The organism is Mumia sp. zg.B53, assembly GCF_019550935.1.
GTDB lineage: Bacteria > Actinomycetota > Actinomycetes > Propionibacteriales > Nocardioidaceae > Mumia.
On the sequence record NZ_JAHWCK010000001.1, the window covers coordinates 1,443,644 to 1,458,388 of the forward strand.

Genomic DNA, 14,745 nt, shown 5'->3' on the forward strand with positions numbered 1-14,745 from the left:
CGGCCAGCGCGGCTCGTGCTCCGCGGGACGTCCCCGCGGCACCGAGCGTCAGTCGGCGTCGCTGACCCGCCCGCGGTTCGACTTCGTCTGTGCACGGCGGCGTTTGGCCTCGATCCGGCGGCGCTTCGACCCGCGGGTCGGCTTCGTCGCGACGCGCGGGCGCGGAGGTGGCGCCAGGGCCGTACGCAGGCGTTCGGCGAGGCGTTCGCGTGCGGCGACGCGGTTGCGCAGCTGCGAGCGGTGCTCCGACGCGGTCACGCTGATGCGGCTCGACCCGATCACCGACACCAGGCGGTCGCGCTGCTGCGGTGACAGCACCTCCGACGTCGCGGCGTCGAACACGACCTCGACGCGGCTGTCGGTCGTGTTGACCGACTGTCCGCCAGGCCCGGGCGACCGCGAGAACCGCTCCTCGATCTCGCGCTCGGGCACCACGAGCCCCCCGGGGATGCCGGGACCCGGGGGTACGACGAGAGGGCCGCCCACCCCTGGGGTCACGCCGACCGCCTTCCCCACTCGATCAACGGGCAGGTGTCCATCACCATCGCGAGACCCGCGGCCCGGGTCCGCTCGAACGCGGCCACGTCGATCACACCCAGCTGGAACCACACGGCCCGCGCCCCGATGGCCACCGCCTGGTCCGCGAAGGGTCCTGCTGCCTCCGAGCGCCGGAAGACGTCCACGACGTCGATCGGGAACGGCACGTCGGACAGCGTCGCGTAGCCCTGCTCGCCCAGCACCGTGGGTGCGTCGGGGTGGATGGGGACGATGCGCTTGCCACGCGTCTGCATGACCTTCGCCACCTGGAAGGCGGTACGGGAGGGGTCGCCGGAGAGCCCGACCACGGCCCACGTCTTGAGCTCGTCGAGCATCAGCGAGATCGCGGCCGGGTCCTGCCAGTCACTGTCCATGAGGTCGACGTTAGCGCCGGGGTGACCGCCTCGCCCGAGGTCGGGGCCGACGTGTAGAACACCTCTGTGACCTCACGTACGGCGCGACGCCTCCTGGCCGCTGCAGCGGCCCTCCTCGTCCTTCCCGCCTGCGGCCCTGTGGAGGTGGAGACCGGCACCGAGCAGGCGGCCCAGGCGGTGACGACCACGGCGGCGCCCCCTGCCGGGAAGCCGGCGGAGCAGGTTGCCGACCAGGTCACCAAGGCGCGGGCGATGCTCGGCCGCCTCCAGGTAGCCGGTCGCGCTCCGAAGACGGGCTACGACCGCGTCGGACGCTTCGGTCAGGCCTGGGCCGACGTCACCCGGAGCGGGTGCGGCACCCGCGACAACATCCTGAGCCGCGACCTCCAGGACGTGAGCAAGCGCAACAAGTGCGTCGTCGTCGGTGGACGCCTGGCGGACCCCTACACCGGCACCACCATCACGTTCCGCAAAGAAGACGCGAGCGCCGTGCAGATCGACCACGTCGTGCCGCTCTCGCTCGGCTGGCAGCTCGGTGCGCAGCAGTGGCCGGTGGGCAAGCGCGTGACCTTCGCCAACGACCCGATCAACCTGATGGCGGTCGACGGTCCGACGAACTCCAGCAAGTCCGACTCCGGCCCCGACGCGTGGCTCCCTCCCAACAAGGCCTACCGCTGCACCTACGTCGTGCGTTTCACCCGGGTCGCCGCCGCCTACGAGATGCGGGTCACGCAACCGATGAAGGACGCGATCAGCCGCATCCTCGACGGCTGCACACGCGTCGACGGCACGCCCGCCGACCTGAAGCCGCTGCCGACGTCGACGTGGGCGTACGCCGCGAAGTTCGCCGGAGGCACCGCTGGAGACGCGGGCGCCCCGACGAGCGCCGCACCACCGGCGGCCAAGGGGCCGAGCGTGGCGCCGACGGGGAAGTCGTGCCCGGCGAAGGCGCCGATCAAGGGCAACGTCCCCGACGGCGGCGGCGCACGCATCTTCCACGAGCCGGGCAGCCGCTCGTACGCGGTCACCGTCCCCGAGGCGTGCTTCGCCACAGCGGCCGACGCGCAGGCCGCGGGGTTCCGCGCGCCACGCTGAGCCCGCGGGCAGGTGCGGCTGTGCCACGATGCGCGCATGGCTGTCGATCCCCGCGGTGCCGACCTCAAGCGCTACCTCGCCGACGACCCCGGGGGTCCGGTGACCATGCTCAACCTCCTGCGCTTCCGGGAGGGTGGGCGCGAGCTGTACGCCAGGTACGCCGCGGCGCTCGAGGAGACGTTCCTCCCCCGCTACGGCGGTGAGGTCCTGTACGCCGGCGACGGGGCGACTCCCCTGGTCGCCGAGGACGGGCAGGCCTGGGACGCGGTCGCGCTCGTGCGCTATCCCTCGCGCGAGGCGTTCAGCCGCATGGTCGCCGACGAGGACTACCAGAAGGTCACGCAGTGGCGTACGGACGCGCTCGAGGAGGCCGTGCTCCAAGCGACCGCGGAGTGGCCCGCGCGCGCCTGACCCTCAGGTCAGCTGTTCACGGCCGCGATCTCGGCGTCGCTGCGCAGGATGCAGAACTCGTTGCCCTCCGGGTCGGCGAGGACCAGCCACCCTCCACCGTCGGGCTTGCGCAGGTCGTCGAGCGCGGTCGCGCCGAGCGCCAGCACGCGCTCGATCTCCTCGTCGCGCGTGCGGTCGGTCGGTCGGAGGTCCAGGTGGATGCGGTTCTTGACTTCCTTGCCCTCGGGGACCTCGATGAAGAGCAGCGGTCCGGCTCCCGCGCTGCCGTCGCTGGGCGGCACGATCATGCACTCGTCGTGGCCCGGCTCGTTGGGATCGCCCGGCACGTCGGTGTAGCCGGTCAGCACCTGCTTCCACCACTCGGACTGGGCGTAGGCGTCGTGGGCGTCGATGCTCGTGTGCGAGATGCGGCAAGACATACGAGGACCGTAGTGTCGTCGCTGCTCACGGTCGAACGGGTTTGGCCACAGGGGTAGGCATCCCCTCCGCTCTCTGCTGTGCTGTCGACATGACTCCGACCTCGCGAGGTGGCGGCCTCGAGGCGATCGAGACCGCGTCCGTCGACGAGCTTCGTGCCCTCCAGCTCGAGCGGCTGAAGACCTCGATCCGTCGCTGCTACGACCACGTGCCGCACTACCACGCGTCTCTCACCGAGGCCGCCGTTCATCCCGACGACATCCGCACGCTGGACGACCTCGCCCGGGTCCCGTTCACGACGAAGGCCGACCTGCGCGACAACTACCCGTTCGGGATGTTCGCCGTGCCCCGCGAGGATGTCGTCCGCATCCACGCCTCCTCGGGGACGACGGGCCGACCGACCGTCGTGGGCTACACGCGCGGTGACCTCGACGTGTGGGCCACGGTCGTCGCACGCAGCATCTACGCCGCGGGTGGCCGGCCCGGCAACGTCCTCCACAACGCGTACGGCTACGGGTTGTTCACCGGCGGGCTCGGCGCGCACGCGGGGGCGGAGAGGCTCGGTTGCACCGTCGTCCCCGTCTCCGGCGGGATGACCGAGCGGCAGGTCCGCCTGATCGAAGACTTCCGGCCCACGATCATCATGGTGACTCCCTCGTACATGCTCGCGATCGTGGACGAGATGGTCCGTCAGGGCGTCGATCCCCGGGCGACGTCCTTGGAGGTCGGCATCTTCGGTGCCGAGCCGTGGACCGACGAGATGCGCCGCGAGCTCGAGGAGATCCTCGGCCTGACGGCCGTCGACATCTACGGGCTGTCCGAGGTGATCGGTCCCGGGGTGGCGATGGAGTGTGCCGAGACCCAGGACGGGCTCCACGTGTGGGAGGACCACTTCTATCCCGAGATCGTCGACCCGTTCACCGACGAGGTCCTTCCCGACGGCGAGGAGGGAGAGCTCGTGCTGACCTCCCTGACCCGAGAGGCGATGCCGGTCCTGCGCTACCGCACCCGTGACCTGACGCGGCTCCTCCCGGGGACGGCTCGGACCATGCGGCGGATCGAGAAGATCACGGGGCGCAGCGACGACATGATCATCCTCCGCGGGGTGAACGTCTTCCCGACGCAGATCGAGGAGCTTCTCCTTCGGACGGCCGAGCTGTCGCCGCACTTCCAGTGCGTCCTTGGACGCGACGGGCGCATGGATGTGATGACAGTCGTCGTCGAGCACCGCCACGGGGTGGCGAGCGACGCGGCGTACGGTGCCGGTGAACGCGTCCGTTCTCAGGTGAAGGACACCATCGGCGTGAGCGTCGAGATGAGGGTCGTGGCTCCCGACACGATCGAGCGCTCGGTGGGCAAGATGCGTCGAGTCGTGGACCGGCGCCGCGACCGCTGAGGATCACCGGGCGTGCCACGCCGCCCTCCAGAAGTCCTCGAACACCGCGGTCGGCTCGGGCGAGGACCACATCTGGTTGACGAGCAGGATGCCCACGACGTCGGCGGCAGGGTCGACCCAGAACGTCGACCCCAGCCCGCCGTCCCAGCCGTACGCCCCCGCACGGCGGCCGTCGGGGAGGTCGGTCGTCTTCACCCCGAAGCCGAGCCCCCACCCCGAGGTTTCGTCGGCTTCGATCCTGCCGACGCGCGGGCGGACCGCCTCGGCCAGCACCTCGGTGGACACCACGCGGCTCCCGTCGTCGGCCACTCCGCCTGCGCGGAGCATCCGCGCAAGCGCGTACAGGTCCGTCACGGTCGAGACCAGCCCGTCACCGGCGTTGGGGAAGGCCGGCGGTCGCGACCACTGACCGTCGCTCCCGTCGTACGGCACCGCCGGCGCACCTGCTTGGGACGGGAGCCAGAGCGGCCCCAGCGTCCCGATCTCCCCGGGACCGACGTCGAAGCCGGTGCGCGTCATCCCGCACGGCTCGAGGACCCGAGCGCCGAGGACGTCGGGCAACGGCGCCCTCGCGGCGCGCGCGACGAGAACCCCCAGCACCTCGCTCCCCGAGTGGTAGAGCCACCGCTCGCCCGGCTGGTACGACAGCGGGACGGAGCCGACGGCCCGCATCCACGTGTCCGGATCGGGGTTCGCCTGTGGGGCAGGCGGTCCGGACTGGAGCCCGAGTGCTCCCAGCGCGGACAGGACAGGCCCAGGGAACGGTCCGGTGAAGTCGAGACCGATCCCGAGCCGCAGCTCGAGCACGTCGCGAACCGTGATCGAGCGCCGCGCGGGCACGGTGTCGTCGAGCGGCCCGGCCGGGTCGCGCAGCACCTGGCGGTCGGCCAGCTCTGGGAGCCAGCGCTCGACGGGGGCGTCGAGGTCGAGGGTGCCGTCGTCGATCAGCGTGAGCGCGGCCACCGCCACGACGGGCTTGGTGACCGAGGAGATCCGAAAGACGGTGTCGGTACGGACGGGGGTCGGGTCGTCCGGTCCGTACGACCCGTGTGCACCGAGCGCGACCTCCTCGCCGCGGGCGACCAGCCACGCGAGCCCGGGCGGGTCCTCGCGTTCGACGTGAGGACGGACGGCTTCGGTGATGCGGGTCTGGAGGTCCACGGGGTTCCCTTCTCGGACGGTCGCAGCACCGACCGGCTCGGGACGCCGAACTCATCGGCGCCGACACCCCACGGCCGGACGCCGAAGGGCGGGCCGTCGGGATCGACGGCCCGCCACGGCGGGATCACGGAGTCAGACGTGGATCAGGACGTCGGGCTCCAGATCCCGATCTTGTTGTTCTCGAAGCTCGAGAACGTGATGTCGTTGGTGCCGTCGCGGTCGAGGTCGGCGATCTTGGCGCCGCCGGCCTGCCCCCAGCCTTCCGACTCGGGCAGCACGTGCTGCTGGAAGGTGCCCGGGGCCGTCTGCTCGAGCCAGTAGAGGCGGAACGCCCCGTCGCCGGACACCGCGAGGTCGAGGTCGCCGTCGCCGTCGATGTCGCCGAATCCCGTCTTGCCGGGCGCCGCCTGCCCCGGGCGTGGGCTCGCCGTGAAGTCGGCGCCCGGGTCGACGCCGGCGGCCAGCGGAGCAACCGTCCAGGGGGTGCGGGGGTCGGCTCCCGGGGTCATGAGGAAGACGTCGGGCTTGGCGCGGAGGAACACCGGGGGCCCGGGGTTGCCGGGCGTCGTGTTCGTGTGGTTCACGCCGACCCAGCGATCGGTCCCGTCGCCGAACAGGTTCTCGACGCGGTGGATGCTGAACGACGGTCCCTGCCCGCGGCTGATCTCGTGCATCACGAAGTCGGACGCGGTGAGGCCGTCGGCGGCGTCGCCGACCCGCTCGAACCAGACGAACGACGCCTCGCCGGTGGGCGGCCCGAGCACCGCAGGGCTCACCCCGAAGTACTGCGCCGACGCGACGTCGAGGTCACCGTCTCCGTCGACGTCGGTGACCACCGGGCTGCTTCCGCCGCGGTCGGCCAGGGTGACGGGAGCGGCGAACCTGCCCTTGCCGTCGCCCTTGAAGAACTGCAGCGCGACGACGTCGTCGGTCGTGTCGGAGGCGTTGAAGCCCTGTTCGCCGACCGTGACGAGATCCTTGCGTCCGTCGCCGTCGAAGTCCACGTGCTGGAGGTCGTGATAGGCGAACGGGCTGTCGGTGAGGATGTCGTGACGCTTCCAGTCGCGCAGCCGGGCGCGGCACTCCTTGAGCTGCGAGGCGCCACGGGAGGCGACGACGCACTTCGCGAGCGCGAGGACCTCACGGACGCTGCGCGGGGTGTCGCGGTTCTCCCACCAGGTCAGCGAGCCGCGGCTGAATCCCATGCCGCTGTCCCAGAAGTAGCCCGCGGGCTGGATGACGTCGACGTCACCGTCTCCGTCGACGTCGGCGAGCGTCGGCTCGCTCGGGAAGATGATCCCGTCGGACGGCTCGATCACCGGAGTGGTCTTCCAGGTGTCGACGCCTCCGCCGCGCCGGCGGCCGGCGTTCGTGTAGAGCGTGACGCTGCCCGGCTCGGGGAGTGCGGCCGGTCCTTGCATGGTGAGAGCCCCATAGGTGGTCGACACCAGCTCCGGGCGCGGGTCACCGACCACGTCGCCGACGGCGGTGAAGGCCGGGCCGACGGCGTCCTCGGTGACGAGGGTGCGGGTGAACTCGGGCGGCTCGGCCATCGCCGGCGAGAGACTGGCCGCCACCACGGCGACGGACGTCGTCACCAGCGCTACGGCGGTCGCGGTCGTACGTGCGGGGGTACGCATGGGCGCTGCTCCTCGGTGATCGCTGTTCCCATTAATGGAACACCGTTTCGATCTGCCGTGAACTGTCGCACACAGAGGCGCGCCCCGTCGAGACCCGTTGTCACGGAAGATCGAGAAGGAGCAGGTGCTGTCAGGCGTCCCAGGTCTTCGCGACCAGCGTCAGGACGTCGTACGTCGCGACCGGCTCGCTGTGGCGGTTCGTCACCTGTGCGTCCCACCGAACCTCGCCGTAGTCGGCCGTCGTGCGCGGGGTGATCTCCTTGACGGTGAGCGTCACCGCGATCGCGTCGTCGGCCTTGACCGGGGTGAGGAAACGCAGGTTGTCGACGCCGAAGTTGGCCAGCACCGGCCCTGGGTCAGGGTCGACGAAGAGACCGGCGGCGAGCGACACCAGGAGATAGCCGTGCGCCACGATGCCGCCGAAGAGCGGGTTCGCCGCCGCGGCCTCCTCGTCGGTGTGGGCATAGAACGTGTCGCCGGTGAGTGCCGCGAACGCGTCGATGTCCTCCCGCGTCACCGTCCGTGGCTCCGAGGCGATCGTGTCGCCGACGCGCAGGTCGGCCAGGCTCTTGCGGAACGGGTGGACCGAGGCCTCCCGGCGGTCGGACCCCGGCGTCCAGCGGCCGGTGATCGCGGTGAGCATGTCCGGCGAGGCCTGGACGGCCGTGCGCTGCATGTGGTGGAGGACGCTGCGGATGCCACCCAGCTCCTCGCCCCCACCGGCCCGGCCGGGCCCGCCGTGGACGAGGACCGGGAGCGGTGAGCCGTGACCGGTCGACTCGGCGGCGTCGTCGCGGTCGAGGACGAGGATGCGGCCGTGCCACGGCGTGAGCCCGAGGGTGAGCGTGCGCGCCACGGCGGGGTCGTGGGTCACGAGCGAGCCCACCAGGCTCCCGCGACCGCGGGCCGCCAGCGCGATCGCGTCGTCGAGGCCGTCGTAGGTGAGCACCGTGCTCACCGGACCGAACGGCTCGACGTCGTGCGGCTCGGTCGCGCCATCTCGCGCCCGCAGCAGCACCGGCGCCATGAAGGCGCCGCGCTCAGCGTCGCCGTCGACGCCCTCCACGCGGTCCGGGTCGCCGTAGACGATCTCCGCGGAGCTGCGCAGCGCCTCGACGGCCTTGCGGACCTCGTCGCGCTGGGCGAGGCTCGCGAGCGGGCCCATGCGGACACCGGCATCGCGAGGGTCGCCGACCGTGACCCGCGCGAGGCGTGCGGCGATCGCGTCGACCACCGTGTCGGCCATGCCTGCCGGGACGAGGACGCGGCGGATCGCGGTGCACTTCTGGCCCGCCTTGACCGTCATCTCGGTGACGACGCCCTTCACGAAGAGGTCGAGCTCGGGGTCGTCGGCGGTGACGTCGGGGCCCAGGATGGAGCAGTTCAGGGAGTCGGCCTCGACGCCGAGCCGTACGCCGCCGGTGGCGACCGACGGGTGGGCTCGCAGCACGTTCGCCGTGTGCGCGGAGCCGGTGAAGGCGACCGAGTCCTGCGGGCCGAGCTCGTCGAGGAGCGTCCCTGCGCTGCCGGCGACGAGCTGGAGGGTGCCGTCGGGCAGGAGGCCGGACTCGATGACCCGGCGCACGAGGGCCTCGGCGACGTACGCGGTGGGGCTGGCCGGCTTCACGATCGTGGGGAGCCCCGCGAGGAAGGCGGGGGCGAGCTTCTCGAGCATCCCCCACGCCGGGAAGTTGAAGGCGTTGATCTGGACCGCGACGCCGGGACGCGACGTGAAGACGTGTTGTCCGACGAAGGTCCCGCCCTTCCCGAGGGGTTCCGGCCGACCGTCGAGGACGATCGTGTCGTTGGGCAGCTCGCGCGTGCCCTTGCTCGCGTAGGAGAAGAGGGTGCCGATGCCGCCGTCGACGTCGACCATCGCGTCACGCTCGGTGGCGCCGGCGCACGCCGACAGCCGGTAGAGCTCGTCCTTGCCGGCGCCCAGGTGCTTCGCCAGAGCCTTGAGGATCCCGGCCCGCTCGTGGAACGTGAGGCTGCGGAGCGCGGGACCGCCGACCTCGCGGGCGTACGCGACCATGGCGCCGAGGTCGAGACCGGTGCTCGAGATCGTCGCGACGACCTCACCGGTCGAGGCGTCGAGGAGTGGGCGGCCCTCGTCCGGTGCGGCGTACCAACGGCCTGCGGTGTAGCTCTCCAGCAGCGTGCTCACGTGTCCCCCTCGACGTCGTCGGCGCGGTCTTCGGTCCACGCTATTGCAGAACGATCGGTCAGTAAATGTCTGTCGTTCTTGCATCAGGCCCGCGCGCGCGCTGGCAGTGCTACCTTCCCGGGACGCGAGGTGGCAGTGGGACGATCGGAGAGCGGATGTCAGGCGAGGTCACGATCAGCGAGGACGAGGCTCGGGAGGCGCAGAGCGTCCTTGTCGACGAGTTTGGTCTCCTCTTCATGTCGCTGCTTGTCGTCACGGTGGTGCTCGGTCGACCGTGGCCCGCCGTGCTGGTGGTGGCGGCACTCGCGCCGATGCTGCAGGTTGGCTCGGTCTGGGCGCTTCTTGCCGGTCACGTTCGGATGCACTCGGTGCTGTCCAAGGGCGTGTATGCCCTTTTCTTCCTCGGATTCCTCCTCTTCGTCGTGCTCGACGTGACGTCGCCGGCGCCCAACTCGCTGAGCGATGTGGTCCGTGTCATCGGGGCGGGTGTCCTCGTTGTCGCCGGCGTGGCGTACTGGAAGCTGTCGGGACCTGTCGCGAGAGCGCTCCTGAAGGACGAGACGGTCGTCCGCAACGTTCTCGCCGACTGACCGACAGGCCCAGAACGGGCGCCGCCTCCCGGCGGGGATTGCCTTCACGGCGACGGTGTGTCACGATTTACAGACCGATCGGTCAGTAATGTGCGAACCGGAGGCACCATGACGACGACGGTCGACGAGGCGCAGCTCCTCGAGGACTTCGAGCACACCGTGGCCCAGCACGACCGCATCGAGCCGCGCGACTGGATGCCCGAGCGCTACCGCAAGACGCTCGTACGGCAGATCGCGCAGCACGCGCACTCCGAGATCATCGGGATGCAGCCGGAGGGCAACTGGATCACGCGGGCTCCGTCTCTGCGTCGCAAGGCGATCCTGCTCGCGAAGGTGCAGGACGAGGCCGGTCACGGGCTGTACCTCTACTCAGCGACGGAGACGCTCGGGGTCTCCCGCGACGAGCTCACCCAGATGCTCCTGGAGGGGCGCCAGAAGTACTCCTCGATCTTCAACTACCCGACGCTCTCGTACGCCGACGTCGGCACGATCGGCTGGCTGGTCGACGGCGCCGCCATCTGCAACCAGGTGCCGCTGTGCCGGACGTCCTACGGCCCGTACGGGCGGGCGATGATCCGGATCTGCAAGGAGGAGTCGTTCCACCAGCGGCAGGGCTACGAGCTCCTGATGACGATGATGCGCGGCACCGACGAGCAGCGCGCGATGGTCCAGGAGTCGGTCGACCGCTTCTGGTGGCCGTCGCTGATGATGTTCGGTCCGCCCGACGACCAGTCGCCCAACACGGCGCAGTCGATGGCGTGGGGCATCAAGCGCGACACCAACGACGACCTGCGCCAGAAGTTCGTCGACATGACCGTGCCGCAGGCCGAGGCGCTCGGAGTCACCCTTCCCGACCCCGAGCTCGCCTGGAACGCCGATCGTGGGCACTACGACTTCGGCTCTCCCGACTGGGAGGAGTTCGCGCAGGTGGTCGGTGGCAACGGACCGTGCAACGCCCAGCGGATCGCGCATCGCCGACGTGCCCACGACGAGGGCGCGTGGGTCCGTGAGGCCGCGATGGCCTTCGCGGCGAAGCAGGAGGACGCGTGAGCGGGGTCAAGAGCGAGTGGCCGTTGTACGAGGTGTTCGTCCGCGGCAAGCGAGGCCTCAACCACGTCCACGTCGGCTCCCTGCACGCCGCCGATGACGAGATGGCGGTGCGGCACGCGCGCGACGTCTACACCCGGCGCAACGAGGGCGTAAGCATCTGGGTCGTCCGTGCCGACGCGATCACCGCGTCGAGTCCCGACGAGAAGGACCCGCTGTTCGCCCCGAGCGGTGACAAGGTCTATCGGCACCCCACGTTCTACGACATCCCCGAGGACGTCCCGCACCTGTGAGGAGGTGAACATGTCCCACGATCCCGAGACCTCGACGCAGACCAGCCCGTACGAGGACCTCTACGGCGGTGGCGACGCCGCGCACTGGGCCTTCGGCACCGGGTTCGAGGACCCGCTCGCCGGCCTCGGGGCGGGCGAGGCGGCGGCCGTGCCGGAAGGCGTCTCGCCGCGCGACCTCGCAACCTACTCGCTGATGCTCGCCGACGACGCGCTCGTGATGTCGCACCGGCTCTCGCAGTGGTGCAGCAACGCTCCCGAGCTCGAGGACGACGTCGCCCTCGCCAACATCGCGCTGGACCTGCTCGGCCAGGCCCGTCTGCTGCTGACCCGCGCGTCCGCCGCCGACCCGGCCGTCGTCCCGACACTCCCGGAGGGGTCACCGGTGCCGGCCGAGGACGCGCTCGCCTACTTCCGCGGCGACCAGGACTTCCTCAACGTGCGGCTCGTCGAAGGCGAGGACGCCGACTTCGCCGAGGCGGTGGTGCGGCTCCTCGTCTTCGCGACCTGGCGGCTGGCGCTGCTGTCACGGCTGCGCGACAGCAGCGACCCCGTCCTCGCCGCGGTCGCCTCGAAGGGCGTCAAGGAGCTGACCTACCACCGGGACTACGCCGGACGCTGGTTCGTGACGCTGGCCCAGGGCACGGAGGGGTCGCGTGCCCGTCTCCTCGCCGCTCTGGACCGGCTGTGGCCGATGCGGCCAGAGCTCACCAAGGGGCACGCGGTGGAGAGCCGCCTCGCGCAGTGCGGCGTCGGCGTCGACCCGACGACGGTCGGCGACGAGGTCGACGACGTCCTCGGGCAGGTGTTCGCCGCCGCCGACGTCGCACGTCCCGACGCAGCGGGACTGGCCGGCGTGCAAGGGCGGACCGGCCGCGACGGGCTGCACACCGAGGCGTTCGGCCGGATGCTCGCCGAGATGCAGGTCGTGGCGCGGGCCCACCCGACAGGGCGGTGGTGATCATGGTGTCGACCCGCGCCGCTGGCCCGACGTCGGGGCACGCCGCGTACGAGGTCGTCCGGCGCGTCACCGATCCCGAGATGCCCATGCTCACCCTCGACGACCTGGGAGTCCTGCGGGGCGTCGAGATCGGCGACGACGGCCGGGTCGTCGTACGCGTCACTCCGACCTACTCGGGCTGCCCGGCCGTCGCCACGATGCGCGACGACCTGGTCCGGAGCCTCCACGAGGCAGGGTTCGCCGACGTCCACGTCGAGCTGGTGCTCTCCCCCGCCTGGTCGAGCGACTGGATCACCGCGCGTGGACGCGAGGCTCTCGCCGAGCACGGACTGTCCGTGCCCGGACCCGCGCTCCGCCACGACGGCCCCGTCCCCCTCACCCTCGCGCCGGTACGGCGGGCCGTCACCTGCCCGCGCTGCGGATCGGCGTCGACGGAGGTCTCGTCGGAGTTCGGCCCGACGCCGTGCACCGCCCTCTATCGGTGCCAGACGTGCTGGGAGCCGTTCGAGCACGTCAAGGAGATCTGATGACGGTGACAACACCGGCACCCGTCCATCGCCGTACCGCCCGCTTCCACCCGCTGCCCGTCGCGGACGTGGAGCGGCTGACCGACGACGCGGTGGCGGTGACATTCGCGGTGCCTGCGGACCTCGCCGACCAGTTCGCGTTCGCCGCCGGTCAGTCGGTCACCCTGCGCCGCCTCGTCGAGGGCCGTGAGGAGCGCCGGTCGTACTCGATCTGTGCCCCTGTCGGGGCCGCCCTCCGGATCGGTGTGCGCGTGATCCCGGACGGACTGTTCTCGCGCTGGCTGTCTCGAGAGGTCGGACCGGGCACGGTCATCGACGTGCAGACCCCGACCGGGAGCTTCCGCGCCGACCTGGACCGGGGCGGCCGGCACCTGTGCATCGCCGCTGGGTCGGGCATCACGCCGATGCTGTCCATCGCGAGCACCGTCCTCACCCACCCGGACGCGTCGGTCACCCTGCTGTACGGCAACCGCACCACGACCACGGTGATGTTCGCCGAGGAGCTCGCGGACCTCAAGGACCGGTACGGCCCTCGGCTCGAGCTGGTGCACGTGCTGTCGCGAGAGCCCCGCGACGTCGAGCTCTTCTCCGGCCGGCTCGACGCCGCCAGGCTCCGACAGCTCCTCACTCTGCTCGTGCCCGTGAGCGACGTCGACCACGCGTGGGTGTGCGGACCGCACCCGATGCTCCTCGACGCCCGGGCCGTCCTCGCCGATCTCGGCGTGCCGCCCGAGCGGGTCCACGCCGAGCTCTTCTACGTCGACGAGCCGCCTCCGGAGGTGCAGCGCGTCGATGCCGTCGCCGACGGCGCGACCAGCGAGGTGACCGTCGTCCTCGACGGACGGCGGACGACCGCTACGGTGCCGCGGTCGACCACCGTGCTCGAGGGGGTCCAGCAGGTGCGCGCGGACCTGCCGTTCGCGTGCAAGGGCGGGGTGTGCGGGACCTGCCGGGCGATGCTGTGCGACGGCGAGGTGGAGATGCGGCGCAACTACGCCCTCACTCCCGAGGAGCTCGAGCGGGGGTTCGTGCTGACTTGCCAGTCCCGGCCGGTCGCCGACAGCGTGACCGTGGACTTCGACGCGTGAGCGAGGCGATGTGGGAGGCCGACGAGGCGAGCCGAGCGCTCGGGATGAGGCTTGAGGAGCTGCAGCCCGGCAGCGCCCGGGTGTCGATGGAGGTGCGTGAGGACATGGTCAACGGGCACGACCTGTGCCACGGTGGCCTCGTCGCGACGCTCGCCGACAGCGCCTTCGCGCTCGCCTGCAACGACGACGGCACGCCCACCGTCGCCGCGGGATTCGACATCACGTTTCTCGAGCCCGCCCGCCACGGCGACACGCTCGTTGCCGAGGCGTCGCAACGGTCACAGCGAGGACGGTCGGGGGTCTACGACGTGACGGTACGCCGCCGGTCCGACGCGACGGTGGTCGCGGAGTTCCGCGGGCGCAGCCGCACCCTCGGCCCCACGCCCGGGCGCTGAGCCGGGCACGTCACCGCGACGCGCGGGTCACGGGCGTACGGCGAGCCCGTCGAAGGCCAGCGTCGCGACCGCGTCGGCCAGAACCTGCGCGTCGACCGGACCATCCGGCCGGTACCACTCGACGAGCGAGTTCACCGTGCCGAAGATGAGCCTGCTGATCAGGTCCGGTGCGATGTCGCTGCGCAGCGACCCGTCGTCGACGGCCTCCTGGACGAGCGCCGCCAACCGCTCGTCGATCTGACGTCGGCGGGCGAGCGCGCGGAGCTCGAACTCGCTGTTGCCGTGTACGCGCAACAGCAGGGTCACCGACGGCAGGTGAGCCACCAGCACCGCCACGCTCTCCCGCACCGCCGTGCGCAGGCGCTCGTACGCCGAGCCGTCCTGCGGCCGGGACGCCTCGTCGATCACGGCCTCGAGACTGTCGAGCGCCTCGTCGAGCGCGAGGGCGAGAAGGTGCTCCTTGCTGGGCACGTGGTGGTAGATCGCGGACTTGGTCAGACCGAGCTCGCGGGCGAGGTCACCCACGCTGGTGGCGTCGTACCCCTGCCGGATGAAGACGTCGATCGCCCGCCGCAGCACCGTCTCCTGGTCGTAGCCGGGGCGCCCGCGGCGGGGGCTGCCCTGCGTCGACCCGGTCGCCATGGTCCCA

17 protein-coding genes are annotated in these 14,745 nt (G+C 71.3%); 10 read left to right on the top strand and 7 right to left on the bottom strand.

The annotated features are described in order from the left end of the window. Positions 1-48 precede the first annotated feature (48 nt). The gene (gene arfB, locus KV102_RS06925; RefSeq protein WP_301021662.1) at positions 49-498 is read right to left on the bottom strand and encodes an alternative ribosome rescue aminoacyl-tRNA hydrolase ArfB; all 450 of its coding nucleotides are present in this window, start codon (positions 496-498) and stop codon (positions 49-51) included. Next, the gene (locus tag KV102_RS06930; protein ID WP_220345710.1) at positions 495-911 is read right to left on the bottom strand and encodes a CoA-binding protein; all 417 of its coding nucleotides are present in this window, start codon (positions 909-911) and stop codon (positions 495-497) included. The genes arfB and KV102_RS06930 overlap by 4 nt, the downstream gene beginning before the upstream one ends. A gap of 66 nt (positions 912-977) precedes the next feature. On the opposite strand from KV102_RS06930, the gene KV102_RS06935 reads away from it, so the two are divergent. Then, positions 978-2,006 (top strand): HNH endonuclease family protein, encoded by a 1,029-nt coding sequence (locus KV102_RS06935; RefSeq protein WP_220342805.1) that lies wholly within the window; start codon positions 978-980, stop codon positions 2,004-2,006. A 36-nt stretch (positions 2,007-2,042) separates the two neighbouring features. Continuing rightward, the gene (locus tag KV102_RS06940) at positions 2,043-2,417 is read left to right on the top strand and encodes a DUF1330 domain-containing protein (RefSeq protein WP_220345711.1); all 375 of its coding nucleotides are present in this window, start codon (positions 2,043-2,045) and stop codon (positions 2,415-2,417) included. A gap of 8 nt (positions 2,418-2,425) precedes the next feature. On the opposite strand, the gene KV102_RS06945 is transcribed toward KV102_RS06940, so the two are convergent. After that, positions 2,426-2,836 (bottom strand): VOC family protein, encoded by a 411-nt coding sequence (locus KV102_RS06945; protein WP_220342809.1) that lies wholly within the window; start codon positions 2,834-2,836, stop codon positions 2,426-2,428. An 89-nt stretch (positions 2,837-2,925) separates the two neighbouring features. Here KV102_RS06945 and paaK point away from each other — a divergent pair, with 89 nt between their 5' ends. Further along, positions 2,926-4,230, top strand: coding sequence for a phenylacetate--CoA ligase PaaK (gene paaK / locus KV102_RS06950; RefSeq protein ID WP_220345712.1), 1,305 nt, complete (start codon positions 2,926-2,928; stop codon positions 4,228-4,230). Positions 4,231-4,233: 3 nt separating this feature from the next. On the opposite strand, the gene KV102_RS06955 is transcribed toward paaK, so the two are convergent. The 3 genes from KV102_RS06955 to paaZ form a co-directional block, all read right to left on the bottom strand. Then, the gene (locus KV102_RS06955; RefSeq protein WP_220345713.1) at positions 4,234-5,391 is read right to left on the bottom strand and encodes a serine hydrolase; all 1,158 of its coding nucleotides are present in this window, start codon (positions 5,389-5,391) and stop codon (positions 4,234-4,236) included. A 143-nt stretch (positions 5,392-5,534) separates the two neighbouring features. Further along, positions 5,535-7,031 (bottom strand): VCBS repeat-containing protein, encoded by a 1,497-nt coding sequence (locus tag KV102_RS06960; RefSeq protein WP_220342814.1) that lies wholly within the window; start codon positions 7,029-7,031, stop codon positions 5,535-5,537. 130 nt (positions 7,032-7,161) lie between these two features. After that, positions 7,162-9,198 (bottom strand): phenylacetic acid degradation bifunctional protein PaaZ, encoded by a 2,037-nt coding sequence (paaZ, locus tag KV102_RS06965; RefSeq protein WP_220345714.1) that lies wholly within the window; start codon positions 9,196-9,198, stop codon positions 7,162-7,164. Positions 9,199-9,353: 155 nt separating this feature from the next. Here paaZ and KV102_RS06970 point away from each other — a divergent pair, with 155 nt between their 5' ends. The 7 genes from KV102_RS06970 to paaI all read left to right on the top strand — a co-directional run bounded on the left by KV102_RS06970 (position 9,354) and on the right by paaI (position 14,096). Beyond that, complete coding sequence (locus tag KV102_RS06970) at positions 9,354-9,788, top strand: hypothetical protein (protein ID WP_220342819.1); 435 nt, start codon at positions 9,354-9,356, stop codon at positions 9,786-9,788. Between the two features lie 108 nt (positions 9,789-9,896). Continuing rightward, positions 9,897-10,838, top strand: a complete 942-nt coding sequence (gene paaA, locus KV102_RS06975; RefSeq protein ID WP_220345715.1) for a 1,2-phenylacetyl-CoA epoxidase subunit PaaA — start codon at positions 9,897-9,899, stop codon at positions 10,836-10,838. Beyond that, entirely contained in the window at positions 10,835-11,128 is a 294-nt protein-coding gene (paaB, locus tag KV102_RS06980; protein WP_220342823.1) for a 1,2-phenylacetyl-CoA epoxidase subunit PaaB, read from the top strand. Before paaA ends, paaB begins: the two co-directional genes overlap by 4 nt. Positions 11,129-11,138: 10 nt before the next feature. Further along, complete coding sequence (gene paaC, locus KV102_RS06985; RefSeq protein ID WP_220345716.1) at positions 11,139-12,086, top strand: 1,2-phenylacetyl-CoA epoxidase subunit PaaC; 948 nt, start codon at positions 11,139-11,141, stop codon at positions 12,084-12,086. Between the two features lie 2 nt (positions 12,087-12,088). Then, on the top strand, positions 12,089-12,613 hold the full coding sequence (gene paaD, locus KV102_RS06990) for a 1,2-phenylacetyl-CoA epoxidase subunit PaaD (protein WP_220345717.1): 525 nt from the start codon (positions 12,089-12,091) through the stop codon (positions 12,611-12,613). Beyond that, the gene (paaE, locus tag KV102_RS06995; RefSeq protein WP_220345718.1) at positions 12,613-13,701 is read left to right on the top strand and encodes a 1,2-phenylacetyl-CoA epoxidase subunit PaaE; all 1,089 of its coding nucleotides are present in this window, start codon (positions 12,613-12,615) and stop codon (positions 13,699-13,701) included. Before paaD ends, paaE begins: the two co-directional genes overlap by 1 nt. Further along, on the top strand, positions 13,698-14,096 hold the full coding sequence (gene paaI / locus KV102_RS07000; RefSeq protein ID WP_308290252.1) for a hydroxyphenylacetyl-CoA thioesterase PaaI: 399 nt from the start codon (positions 13,698-13,700) through the stop codon (positions 14,094-14,096). The genes paaE and paaI overlap by 4 nt, the downstream gene beginning before the upstream one ends. Before the next feature lie 27 nt (positions 14,097-14,123). On the opposite strand, the gene KV102_RS07005 is transcribed toward paaI, so the two are convergent. Then, positions 14,124-14,738, bottom strand: a complete 615-nt coding sequence (locus KV102_RS07005; RefSeq protein WP_220345719.1) for a TetR/AcrR family transcriptional regulator — start codon at positions 14,736-14,738, stop codon at positions 14,124-14,126. Positions 14,739-14,745: the final 7 nt, after the last annotated feature.

Bases quoted from the DNA above. Each gene is read 5' to 3' on its own strand.
- KV102_RS06930 (WP_220345710.1), bottom strand. From the start codon at position 911: ATGGACAGTGACTGGCAGGACCCGGCCGCGATCTCGCTGATGCTCGAC.
- KV102_RS06940 (WP_220345711.1), top strand. From the start codon at position 2,043: ATGGCTGTCGATCCCCGCGGTGCCGACCTCAAGCGCTACCTCGCCGAC.
- KV102_RS06945 (WP_220342809.1), bottom strand. From the start codon at position 2,836: ATGTCTTGCCGCATCTCGCACACGAGCATCGACGCCCACGACGCCTAC.
- paaK (WP_220345712.1), top strand. From the start codon at position 2,926: ATGACTCCGACCTCGCGAGGTGGCGGCCTCGAGGCGATCGAGACCGCG.
- KV102_RS06960 (WP_220342814.1), bottom strand. From the start codon at position 7,031: ATGCGTACCCCCGCACGTACGACCGCGACCGCCGTAGCGCTGGTGACG.
- KV102_RS06970 (WP_220342819.1), top strand. From the start codon at position 9,354: ATGTCAGGCGAGGTCACGATCAGCGAGGACGAGGCTCGGGAGGCGCAG.
- paaA (WP_220345715.1), top strand. From the start codon at position 9,897: ATGACGACGACGGTCGACGAGGCGCAGCTCCTCGAGGACTTCGAGCAC.
- paaC (WP_220345716.1), top strand. From the start codon at position 11,139: ATGTCCCACGATCCCGAGACCTCGACGCAGACCAGCCCGTACGAGGAC.
- paaD (WP_220345717.1), top strand. From the start codon at position 12,089: ATGGTGTCGACCCGCGCCGCTGGCCCGACGTCGGGGCACGCCGCGTAC.
- paaE (WP_220345718.1), top strand. From the start codon at position 12,613: ATGACGGTGACAACACCGGCACCCGTCCATCGCCGTACCGCCCGCTTC.
- KV102_RS07005 (WP_220345719.1), bottom strand. From the start codon at position 14,738: ATGGCGACCGGGTCGACGCAGGGCAGCCCCCGCCGCGGGCGCCCCGGC.